At 65.8% G+C, this 11,502-nt stretch carries 8 protein-coding genes and 1 tRNA gene; 7 read left to right on the plus strand and 2 right to left on the minus strand.

Going from position 1 to position 11,502, the window contains the following annotated elements; translation table 11 throughout:
- Window positions 1-8 precede the first annotated feature (8 nt).
- Window positions 9-1,205, minus strand: coding sequence for a M20 aminoacylase family protein (locus AC6CIE_RS25615; RefSeq protein WP_498094545.1), 1,197 nt, complete (start codon window positions 1,203-1,205; stop codon window positions 9-11).
- Between the two features lie 77 nt (window positions 1,206-1,282).
- Here AC6CIE_RS25615 and AC6CIE_RS25620 point away from each other — a divergent pair, with 77 nt between their 5' ends.
- On the plus strand, window positions 1,283-2,986 hold the full coding sequence (locus AC6CIE_RS25620; RefSeq protein ID WP_175125605.1) for an AMP-binding protein: 1,704 nt from the start codon (window positions 1,283-1,285) through the stop codon (window positions 2,984-2,986).
- A 68-nt stretch (window positions 2,987-3,054) separates the two neighbouring features.
- Here AC6CIE_RS25620 and AC6CIE_RS25625 read toward each other — a convergent pair whose 3' ends face one another.
- A complete protein-coding gene (locus AC6CIE_RS25625) occupies window positions 3,055-3,930 on the minus strand; it encodes an inositol monophosphatase family protein (RefSeq protein WP_175139407.1) in 876 nt (291 codons plus the stop codon).
- Between the two features lie 138 nt (window positions 3,931-4,068).
- On the opposite strand from AC6CIE_RS25625, the gene mnmC reads away from it, so the two are divergent.
- The 6 genes from mnmC (at window position 4,069) to AC6CIE_RS25655 (ending at window position 11,431) form a co-directional block, all read left to right on the plus strand.
- Entirely contained in the window at window positions 4,069-5,940 is a 1,872-nt protein-coding gene (mnmC, locus tag AC6CIE_RS25630) for a bifunctional tRNA (5-methylaminomethyl-2-thiouridine)(34)-methyltransferase MnmC2/FAD-dependent 5-carboxymethylaminomethyl-2-thiouridine(34) oxidoreductase MnmC1 (protein WP_498094547.1), read from the plus strand.
- A 268-nt stretch (window positions 5,941-6,208) separates the two neighbouring features.
- Window positions 6,209-8,434: a glycoside hydrolase family 31 protein gene (locus AC6CIE_RS25635; protein WP_175125599.1), complete on the plus strand. Its 2,226-nt coding sequence runs from the start codon at window positions 6,209-6,211 to the stop codon at window positions 8,432-8,434.
- 223 nt (window positions 8,435-8,657) lie between these two features.
- On the plus strand, window positions 8,658-9,746 hold the full coding sequence (locus AC6CIE_RS25640; protein ID WP_498094549.1) for a methionine ABC transporter ATP-binding protein: 1,089 nt from the start codon (window positions 8,658-8,660) through the stop codon (window positions 9,744-9,746).
- Window positions 9,703-10,356: a methionine ABC transporter permease gene (locus AC6CIE_RS25645; protein ID WP_056569227.1), complete on the plus strand. Its 654-nt coding sequence runs from the start codon at window positions 9,703-9,705 to the stop codon at window positions 10,354-10,356. Before AC6CIE_RS25640 ends, AC6CIE_RS25645 begins: the two co-directional genes overlap by 44 nt.
- 45 nt (window positions 10,357-10,401) lie before the next feature.
- Window positions 10,402-11,199 carry a MetQ/NlpA family ABC transporter substrate-binding protein gene (locus tag AC6CIE_RS25650; RefSeq protein ID WP_175125593.1) on the plus strand — a complete coding sequence of 266 codons (798 nt, stop codon included), beginning with the start codon at window positions 10,402-10,404 and terminating at the stop codon, window positions 11,197-11,199.
- A 156-nt stretch (window positions 11,200-11,355) separates the two neighbouring features.
- Window positions 11,356-11,431: transfer RNA gene (locus AC6CIE_RS25655), tRNA-Lys, on the plus strand.
- The last annotated feature ends 71 nt before the right edge of the window (window positions 11,432-11,502 follow it).

Raw genomic sequence — 11,502 nt, forward strand, 5'->3', positions numbered from 1 at the left:
GGGGCCGTTCAGGCCTTGGCCAGGCGTTTGAGCGCCAGCTGCACCCAGTAGGTGCCGCCCAGCGGCAGCAGATCGTCGTTGAAGTCGTAGCTGCCGTTGTGCAGCATGCAAGGGCCCAGTCCGTGGCCGCTGTCGCGGTGCTCGCCAGTGCCGTTGCCGATCCACACGTAACAGCCCGGCAGTTCCTGCAGCATGAAGGCGAAATCTTCCGCACCCATGGTCGGCTGCACGTTGGCGTTGACGTTGTCCGCGCCGACAATGTCGCGCAGCACGTCGGCGCAGAACGCGGCTTCGTCGGCGTGATTGATGGTGGGCGGGTAGTTGCGCTGGAACGTGAATTCGACTTCGCAGTCCATCGCCGCGCTGGTGTGGCGGGCGATCTCTTCCATACGGCGTTCGATCAGGTCCAGCACGTCCAGCGTAAAGGTGCGCACCGTGCCGCGCAATTCGGCGTGGTTGGGCACGACGTTGTCGGCGCTGCCCGCGTGGATCTGCGTGATGCTGAGCACCGCGGCATCCAGCGGATTGCGGTTGCGCGTGACGATGGTCTGCAGCGATTGCGCCATCTGCACCGCGGCCATGACGGGATCGATGCCAAGGTGGGGCATGCCGGCGTGCGTCCCCTTGCCCTTGATGACGATCGAGAATTCGTTGCTGGAGGCCATGATGGGGCCGGGCGTCAGACCGAACTGGCCGGGCTTCATGCCGGGCCAGTTGTGCATGCCGAATACTGCTTCCATCGGGAATTGCGTGAAGAGGCCGTCGTCGATCATGCGCTTGGCGCCGCCGCCGCCTTCCTCGGCGGGCTGGAAGATGACATAGACCGTGCCCGCGAAATCGCGGTTCGCGGCCAGGTATTGGGACGCGGCCAGCAGCATGGCGGTATGGCCGTCGTGGCCGCAGGCGTGCATCTTGCCTTCGTTCTGGCTGGCATGCGCGAAGGTGTTGACCTCTTGCATGGGCAGCGCGTCCATGTCGGCGCGCAGGCCCACGGCGCGATCGCTGGGCTGGTTGCCGCGGATGATGCCGACGACGCCAGTTCCGCCCAATCCGCGATGGATCTCGATGCCCCATTCCTCGAGCTTGGCCGCCACCACGTCGGCGGTGCGGAACTCTTCGAAGGCCAGTTCGGGATGCGCGTGGATATCGCGTCGGATCTTGGAAATATCCTGGTGCCAGGCAACGATGGGTTCAAGGAGTTTCATGAGCGAACTCGGGCGGAATATGGGGAACGGACAAAGGGTATCATCATTCAAAAATCAATTTAATGGAGACAAATACCATGACGCGTCCGTGGCTTGCTCAGTATCCCCAAGGCGTTCCTGCGGAGATCTCCACCGAGGATTATTCCTCGCTCACCGACTTGCTGGACCGGGCCTGCAAGCGTTACGCATCACGCATCGCCTGCACGGCGATGGGCAGCAACATCACCTATGCGCAGCTGGACGGGCAGGCACGCGCGTTCGCGGCATGGCTGCAAGGCCTGAACCTCGAAAAGGGCGCGCGCGTGGCGCTGATGATGCCCAACGTGCCGGCGTATCTGGTGTGCATGCTGGGATCGCTGCGCGCGGGCATGACCGTGGTGAACGTCAATCCGCTCTATACCGCCGACGAACTGCAGCGGCAATTGCTGGACAGCGGCGCGTCCGTCATCGTCATTCTGGAAAACTTCGCGCATACCTTGCAGCAGGTCTCCAATCGCGGCGACCTCAAGCACATTGTCGTGACCGGCCCGGGCGATCTGCTTGGCGGCCTGAAGGCGCCGCTGGTCAATCTGGCCGCGCGCTACATCAAGAAGATCGTGCCTGCGTGGCACATCGACGGCGCGCACGCGCTGCCCAAGCTGCTCCACGAAGGCGCGCACCTGCCGTTCAATCCGCCGTCCATTTCCATGGACGACGTGGCGGTGCTGCAATACACGGGTGGCACCACGGGTGTGCCCAAGGGCGCGATGCTGTCGCACCGCAATCTGGTGGCCAACGTGCTGCAGACCGAAGCGGTGGCGCAGCCGGTCGTGCATGACCTGGCGGACCAGCAGCTCACCATCATCAGCGCGCTGCCGCTGTATCACGTGTTCGCCATGACGGTCTGCGGCCTGTATGCCCTGCATGCGGGCATGCGCAACGTGCTCATCATCAATCCGCGCGATCAGCCGTCGCTGATCAACGCATGGCGCAAGACGCCGGTGAATCTGTTTCCGGGCGTCAATACGCTGTTCAACGCGCTGGCGCACAACGAAGACTTTGCGAAGCTGGATTTTTCCGGCCTGCGGCTGACGCTGGGCGGCGGGATGGCCGTGCAGCAGCAGGTGGCCGAACGCTGGCTGAAGATCACCGGGCGGCCGCTGATCGAAGGCTACGGCCTGTCCGAGACGTCGCCGGTGGCGACGGTCAATCCCACCAACGCGACGGCGTATTCCGGTTCGATCGGGCTGCCGTTGCCGTCGACGGATGTGGCGATTCTGGACGATGCCGGCAACGAGGTGCCGCTTGGCGAACGCGGCGAAGTCGGCATCCGCGGGCCGCAGGTCATGCTGGGGTACTGGCGCAAGCCTGATGAAACGCGCGATTCGATGACGGCCGACGGCTACTTCCGTACGGGCGACATCGGCATCATGGACGAACAGGGCTACACGCGCATCGTGGACCGCAAGAAGGACATGATTGCGGTGTCCGGATTCAAGGTCTATCCGAACGAAGTGGAGGCGGCGGTCGCGCAGCATCCCGGCGTGCTGGAATGCGCGGCGATCGGGGTGCCCGATGAGCACTCCGGCGAGGCGGTCAAGGTGTTCGTCGTGAAGAAGGACCCGGCGCTGACCGAAGAACAGGTGCAGCAGTGGTGCAAGGACAAGCTGACGGGCTACAAGCGCCCGCGCTTTGTGGAGTTCCGTGACGAACTGCCCAAGAGCAACGTGGGCAAGATCCTGCGCCGCGAGCTGAGGCCGGACGCGCAGGCCGCTGCGGCATCCGCCAAGACGTCCGCGTAAAGCGGCAGAGGCCGCTCACGGCGGCCTCTGTCGTTCAGGCCGCCGTTTGGCTGCCTGCGGTTTGCGTTTCAGCCCTGCTTGTTCAGATGCGGGGCAATCATTTCATGCAGCGCGCGTTCGATGGCGGGATTGCCCGCCACGACGCGCCCGCCGATCGGCCAGGGATCCTGCTTGTGCATGTCGGTGCAGACACCGCCCGCTTCGCGCAGGATCAGCGTGCCCGCAGCCACGTCCCAGGGCGCCAGGCCCATTTCCCAGTAGCCGTCGTATCGGCCGCAGGCGGTCCAGGCCAGGTCCAGCGCGGCGGCGCCCATGCGGCGCACGCCGCGAGACCGGTTGATGGCGTCATGCAACATTGGCATGTACTGCGCGGCAAATGAGAAGTCGCGGAACGGGAAGCCCGTGGCCAGGACGGCGTCTTCGATCGTCTGCGTGCGCGAGCATGAGATCCGCCGGCCATTCAGCCATGCGCCCACGCCGTACACGCCCGTGAATAGCTCTTCGCGGCAGGGGTCGTAGACCACGCCGATGACCGGCGTGTCCACGGCCAGGGTTTCGTTGGCCGACATCGACGTGCCCGCGTGCGCGATCAGGGCGATGGACACGGCGTAGTGCGGGATGTCGTGCAGGAAGTTGGTCGTGCCATCGAGCGGGTCGATGTACCAGGTGGCCGCGCCTTGCGCCTTGCCGCCCGTTTCTTCGGCGACGATGCCGAACCTGGGCGTGCGGGCCTTCAATTCCTGGATGATCGCGGCCTCCGCCTCGCGGTCCGCCTGCGATACGAGATCGTTGCGGGCCTTGCGATCGATCACGAGATCGGCGCGGTGGTGCGCGTAGGATTGCAGGATGGCTGCGCCGGCATGGGCGGCCGTGACCGCCGCGTCGATGGCGGCGCACAGGTCGATGGGCGAAGCCAGCGATTGGGGCTGATCGTAGGTATCCATTGGCCCAGTGTAAGCCCGTCCATGCGTCAAACCGGTGGCAAACGGACTAATCCATTGGGCCGCGTGGTGCGCATCCAACGCGAATCGGCCGGTGGCCCGATAATTCGCGCTTCATCGTGTTTGTATTTATTGGGCTGGATGTCTGTGACTTACGTTCCGCTGGTTCCCGCAAAGGTTGATGTCGATGCCGACGGCAGGCTGGTCAGTTCCGTCTATGGCGATGTCTATCACTCGCCGTCGGGGGCGCTGGGCCAGGCCGAACACGTCTTCCTGCGCGGCAACGGACTGCCGGAGCGCTGGCGGGGGCGCGCCTCGTTCACCGTCTGCGAGACGGGCTTTGGATTGGGGCTGAACTTCCTGGCGCTGTGGAAAGCGTGGCGGGACGATCCGCAACGGTCTGCGGCTTTGCACGTCGTCTCCATGGAAGCGCACCCATTTTCCCGGGACGACCTGGCCGCACTGCTGGCGCGCCATGCGCCCGAGCCGCTGGCAGGGCTGGCGCGCGCCCTGGCTGCGCAGTGGCCGGCGCTGCTGCCGGGACTGCATCGGCTGGAATTCGAGAACGGCGCCGTCACGCTGACGCTGGGCTTTGGCGATGCGCAGGTGCTGGCGCCGCGCCTGGGCGCACGGGTGGACGCGTTTTTCCTGGACGGCTTCGCGCCCGAGCGCAACCCCGAGATGTGGGCGCCGCCGCTGTTGCGCGCGTTGGCCAGCCTGGCGGCGCCGGACGCCACGGTCGCCACGTGGGCCTGCACCGGCGAACTGCGCCGCAATCTGGCCGATGCCGGCTTCGACGTGCGGCGGGCGCCCGGATATGGGGGCAAATGGCACATGACGGTGGGGCGGGTCCTCCAGGCCGGAAGTGCGGCGCTGCCGGCGGCGGTCTCATCGGAACGGCATGCGGTGGTCGTGGGCGCGGGGCTGGCCGGTGCGGGCATTGCTCACGCGCTGGCGGGCCGAGGCTGGCGCGTCACCGTATTGGACGCCGCCCGGTCGCTGGGCGCGCCGGCGCATGCCGGCCACTTGGCTGCGGCGCTTACACCGGTGGTCGCGCGGGATGACAACGCACGGGCGCGGCTGTCGCGGGCGGGCAGCGAGCGGGCGATGGCGCGCTGGCAGGGTCTGCCGGGCGGCGCGGCGCCACGGGTGTGCGGCACCGTCCAGGTCGAGCGGGACGCGGGCCGGTCGGCGACGCTGGCCGGCACCCTGGAAGCGCTGGCGTTTCCGTCGGATTGGGTGCGCCAGGTGTCGCGCGAAGAAGCCAGCGCATTGGCCGGACTGCCGGTCGCGCGGGGCGGCGTGTTCTTTTCGCAAGGGATGCTGGTGCAGCCGGGGCTGCTGATCGACGCGTTGCTGTCCGCGTCCGGCGCGGTGGTGATCCCCGGTCGCGCCGAGCGGGTGTCGTCTGCGGGCCAGGCTTGGCGCGTGCTGGACGCGTCCGGTGCGGAGCTGGCCCGGGCCGACACCGTGATCCTGGCCAATGCCGCCGGTTCGCGCGAGGTGCTGGCGGCCAGCGGCCTGCTTGACCCGCTGCCCCGCGTCGCCCAGATGCACGCGCTGGCCGGCGAAGTCACCTTGATCCCTGCCGCGGCGCTGGACGGAGGCCCGCGGTGCATCGTCGGGGGCGAGGGGTATCTGTTGCCGGACATCGGCGTGGGCTGCGTCGTCGGCAGCACTTATGTCCACGGCGCCGTCGAGGCCGTGGTGGGCGCCGAAGGGCAGGGCGTCACGCTGGGCAAGGCGGCCGGGCTGCTGGATGGCCGTTTTCCGGCAATTGACGCGCTGGTGCCGGGCAGCCTGCCCGGGTGGGCTGGGTGGCGCGCCGTCCTGTCGGGCCGTCTGCCCGCGGTCGGAGAATTGCCGCATGCCCCGGGTCTGTGGCTGGCTGCGGGTTATGCATCGCGGGGGCTGTCGTGGTCGGCGCTGATGGGAGACCTGATCGCGGCCCGTCTGATGGCCGAACCGCTGCCGCTGGAGACCGATCTGGCCCAGCTTGTTTCACCACGATGAAAAAAATTTAATGCGCGGCGGGGGCTTTGCCGGGCTGGCGTAGAATTGTAAGAATTGCCGGAATTTGGCGCGAATAGGCCGCAATTGACCTTTCGGGACGGCAATTCGGCGACTCGGCGGCGTCTGCGCGCCTGGCGCAGGCCAAGGGCTTCATGCCCCTTTTTTGGATGAATTAACCGTCCAAAAGAGGGATCGAGTTTATTTCAAAGCTCAAATCCGTCAAAATAGCGTCTTTTGATGGTTTTTGGCTTAAGCCGGGGGATGCTCTGTGCCGCCCAAGTTCGACTTTGCCCATACTACCCAGCTCGATAATGTCGAGCTGTTGACGTCCCGCCCCAGTCGCATCGATTTCGACGCGGGCGATGGGTTGCACCTGGTAGTCGAGGCGCATGCGCCTGGAGTTTTTCGCCTGCGCTGCGGCGAGGCGAACCACTTCAATGATGACAAGCCCGGCGCGCGCGTGCGCGCCGTGGCCGAAATGCTGCTCGCACGCCAGGAGGCGGTGGGCGAAGCTACCATCGCGCCCCGCGAAAGCGGGGACGGCTGGCGAATCACACAGGGCGACGTCGCCCTGGAGATTCAGACCAACCCTGTGCGCGTCGCCCTGTACCGCAACGAAGACCGCGTCTTCGAATCCGAGGTTTCCGCGCATACGCCCGCATTCGGGTACAACGCGCTGGACCAGGCCGATGACGCTGTCTGGACGGCCGGCTTCACGCTGGCTGCCGACGAGCGGGTGTTCGGCCTGGGCGAAACGCCCGGGGACCTGAACCGCCGCGAGGAATCGGTGGTCTCCGACGACCCCGAGCATCGTGCGCTGCCGTTGGCATGGAGCCCGCGCGGTTGGGGCGTCTACGCCAATACGATGCGCCGCGTGGAACACTCGGTGGGCGTCGCGCCCGCGGATTCGGCCTATGTGCTGACCGTCGACGACGCCGTGCTGGACCTGTTCCTCTTTGCCGGCGAACCCGCCGAAATCCTGAATCAATACACCGCGCTGACCGGCCGCGCCGGCCAGCCCGTCCTGTGGGCAATGGGTGCGTGGCTGCAGCAGGCTGCCGGCGAAATGCCGACGCAGACGGTCGCTCTGGTGGCGCGCATGCGCGAAAACCAGATTCCCGTCGACGCCGTGACGCTGGCCCAGCCGATCGCGTGGGGCTTTCAGGCGGACAAAACGGTTTTCGAATGGGACGCCCAACGCTTTCCCGACGCCAAGCAGATGCTGGCGCTCTTTCACAAGCACAACGTGCATGTGGCGGCCTCCGGCTTTCCGGGCGTCATCAAGACCAGTCCGCTCTTTGAAGAACTGGAAGACCGCGGCTGGCTGCTGACCAAGGACGACGGCGCCGCCCAGGTGTTCGACGGCAACGCCGCCACGTCCGGCCAGCCCTACGGCCTGCTGGACCTGACCTACCGCGACATCTACAACCTGTGGGTCGAGCGTCACCGCCAACTGGTGGAAGACGGCCTGGACGCGCCCGCCTGCGACGCGCAGATCGCCATTCCCGATGGCGTGACCGCCCGCAACGGCGAGACCGGCCCGGCCTTGCGCTCCATGTACCCCTTGCTGGTGCGCCGCGCGCTGTTCGACGCGGTGGCCGGACTGAAGGTGCCGCCCGAGGGCGTGGTGCCCAGCGCCGACCTCTTTCCGGCGGCCCAGCGCTTGCCGTGGCAGGTGGGGCCCCAGGTCGACAACACCTGGGAAGGCCTGCGCCACACGCTGCGCACGTCCCTGTCGATCGGTTCGAGCGGCGTGCCCGTCCAGGTGCACAACATCGGTTCAGCCGCGCGCGATCGTTCGGGCATGACGTCCGAGCTTTACCTGCGCTGGCTGACCGCCGGCGTGTTCTCGGCCAATTTCTCGTTCCAAGGCGTGGAAGGGCTGATGCCCTGGGATTTCGGCGACGAAACCCTGTCCCACGCCAAGACCTGGATGCAGTGGCGCTACCGCCTCGTGCCCTATGTGCTGGGCGCCATCGAGGACTCGGCCCGTACCGGCCTGCCGGTGCAGCGCTCCATGGCGCTGTCGTTCCCGAACGATCCGCACGCCCACGAATGGGATCTGCAATACCTGCTGGGTCCGGCCCTGCTGGTGGCGCCGGTCACCGAACCGGGCAATCAGGTGCGCGTCTACCTGCCCAAGGGCGAGGCCTGGTGGGATCTGAACACCGGCCACCGCTACGAGGGTGGCACCACCTGGACCATCGATTGCGAGCTGGGCCAGTTCCCGGTGTTTGGCCGCGAAGGTCACATGCTCTGTCTCGGACCGGCCGCGCAGCATACGGGCGAGTTCAACTCGGCTCGTATCCTGGACGAGGTCTGGATGTTCGGCATGCCGGTGCATAACCCGGTCGTCATGCGCAACAAGATCCGCGTGATGCAGATGCAGGGCTCGAGCTACATCAAGGGGCTGGAAGGGCTGCGGATTTCGCCGTCCGAAGGCCTGGAAGTGAAGCGCCGCGGCGCGGAAGTCCGCATTTCGCGCGCTCGCTGAACCCGGATCGGCCGCCCGTCGGCCGCCAATTAAAAGGGCAGTCAGGAAGGCTTTCCTTCCCGGCTGCCCTTTGTGTCTTTGCCGGATCGCCGTTGTCGGGGCACTTGCGCGTCCTTTGAGAAGCGCAGCGGGGCCGAGTCGGCAACTCATATTACTTGTAGTTATTAAAAATGGAAAAAACGGTCGTTCTCTTTAGAAGAGAAAAGATACAAAATCGCTTGCCATGATTCACATCGAGAACCTATCCAAGACCTATGCCACGCCGCACGGAGAATTCCAGGCGCTGCGCGGCATCAACCTGCACATCGAGCAGGGCGAGGTCTTCGGCATCATCGGTCCCAGCGGGGCCGGTAAAAGCACGCTGGTCCAGTGCATCAACCTGCTGGAACGTCCCAACCAAGGCAACATCTCCATCGGCGGCCAAGCCCTGACGGGCCTGTCCGAAGCGCAACTGCGAGAACAGCGCCGCCGTATCGGCATGGTGTTCCAGGGGTTCAACCTGCTGTCGCGCCGCACGGTGTACGGCAACGTGGCCCTGCCGCTGGAAATCGCGGGCGTGGCCAAGGCCGAGATTCCGGCGCGCGTCGAGCGCCTTCTGGCGCTGGTGGGCCTGGAGCATCTGCGCGACCGTTACCCCAGCCAGATCAGCGGCGGCCAGAAGCAGCGCGTCGGCATTGCCCGGGCGCTGGCCAACAATCCGGACGTCCTGCTGAGCGACGAAGCCACCTCTGCACTGGACCCGGAAACGACGCACAACATCCTGGCGCTGCTGCGCGACATCAACCGCAAGACCGGCGTGACCGTGGTCATGATTACGCACCAGATGGAAGTCGTGCGCGAGGTCTGCGACCGCGTCGCCGTGCTGTCGCAGGGCGAGGTCGTGGAAATCGGCAGCACGCGCGAAGTGTTCGCCCAGCCGCGCCACGACGTGACGCGCAACATGGTGTCGGCCGCCACCGCGTCGGAACTGACCGACGCCACGCTGGCCGCCGTCCAGGAACGCATCCGCGCGCTTACCGCCGCCAAGCCCGGCCAGGCCGTGCGTCTGCTGCGTCTGTCGCTGACCGGCACCGACGCCTCGGGCGCCTTCCTGTCCGACCTGACCCGGCAGTTCGCGCTGGACGTGGGCCTGGTGCAGGCGCGCGTCGAAGACATCCAGGGCGTGGCCGTGGGCACGATGTTCGTGCTGGCCCAAGGCGCGCCCGCCGCGCTCAAGGACGGCATCGCCGCCCTGAACGCCCGTGACATTACCGTTGAAGAAATAGCTCATGAGTCCGCAACTGATCGACCTGCTTATTACGTCGCTGCTTGACACCCTGCTGATGGTGGGCGTGGCCAGCGCCATCGCGGTGATCATCGGCATTCCGCTCGGCGTGACGCTGACGGTGACCGCGCGCGGCAACATGCTTGAAAACCAGCCCGTGAACCACGTGCTGGGCGCCATCATCAACGCGACCCGCTCCGTGCCGTTCGTGATCCTGATGGTCGCGATCATCCCGTTCACGCGGCTGGTGGCACAGACCTCCATCGGCACCACCGCCGCCATCGTGCCCTTGTCCGTGGCCGCGATTCCGTTCATGGCCCGCATCGCCGAAAACGCCATGCGCGAAGTCGATCCGGGTCTGGTCACCGCAGCGCGCGCGATGGGTGCTTCGCCCATGCAGATCATCATGAAGGTGCTGCTGCCCGAAGCCCTGCCGGGCCTCATCGCCGCCACCATCGTGACCGTTGTCAGCCTGATCGGCTATTCGGCCATGGCCGGCGCCATCGGCGGCGGCGGACTGGGCGACCTGGCGATCCGCTACGGCTACCAGCGCTTCCAGTCCGACGTCATGGCCGCGGTCGTGATCGTGCTGATCGTTCTGGTGCAGGCCATCCAGAGCCTGGGCGACCGCTTCGTGCGCCGCATGTCGCATCGCTGATCCACTTTGTTTTTTCCTACTTCCGTCATATCGGGATATCGCAACATGAGCATCAAGGTTTTGAAGTCGCTGGCCGCGTTCGCGTTGGGCGCCGCCGTTTTCGCCCAGCCCGCGCTGGCTCAGGACAAGCCCCTGAAGGTCGGCGTCACCGCCGGCCCGCACGCCCAGATCTTTGATGTGGTCAAGGCCGAAGCCGCCAAGCAGGGCCTGAACCTGCAGGTCATCGAGTTCTCGGACTACGTGCAGCCCAACGTGGCGCTCGCCGCGGGCGACCTGGACCTGAACAGCTACCAGCACCAGCCCTACCTGGACAACGCCAACGCCGACCGCGGCTACAAGCTGGTCAGCATCGCCAAGACCGTGATCTTCCCGATCGGCATCTACAGCAAGAAGATCAAGTCGCTGTCCGAACTGAAGGAAGGCGCCCGCATCGCGCTGCCGAACGACCCGACCAACGGCGGCCGCGCGCTGCTGCTGCTGCAGGCCAATGGCCTGATCAAGCTGCGTCCGGAAGCGGGCCTGAAGGCCACGCCGATCGACGTGGTCGAAAACCCCAAGAAGCTGCGCTTCATCGAACTGGACGCCGCCCAATTGCCGCGTTCGCTGGACGACACCGACGCCTCGGCCGTGAACACCAACTTCGCGCTGGAAGCCGGCCTGAACCCGACCAAGGATGCCATCGCCCAGGAATCGCCCGATTCGCCGTACGCCAACGTGCTGGTCGTGCGTGAAAAGGACAAGGACCGTCCCGAGTTCGCCAAGCTGGTCTCGATCTATCACAGCCCCGCTGTGAAGGAATTCATCCAGACCAAGTTCAAGGGCGCTGTGGTGGCCGCCTGGTAATCCAGGAGCTGGATGCGTTCTGAAGACGGCCGCCGCGAGCGGCCGTTTTCTTGGCGCGTTGCGGTGGCGGGATGCGGACAGATCGCGCCTGCAACACGACCGGCTGTCATTTTTTGACAAGCCCATCGAAATCCGCCATAATTTCGGGCTTCGGTCGGGTTGTTAGCTCAGTCGGTAGAGCAGCGGACTTTTAATCCGTTGGTCGCGAGTTCGAGTCTCGCACAACCCACCACCCCAATTCGCAGGACATTGTGAACGCCGCTATTCATAGCGGCGTTTTTGCGTTTGGATCCAAGCGCCCTT

It is taken from the genome of Achromobacter sp. GQ309, assembly GCF_059759315.1.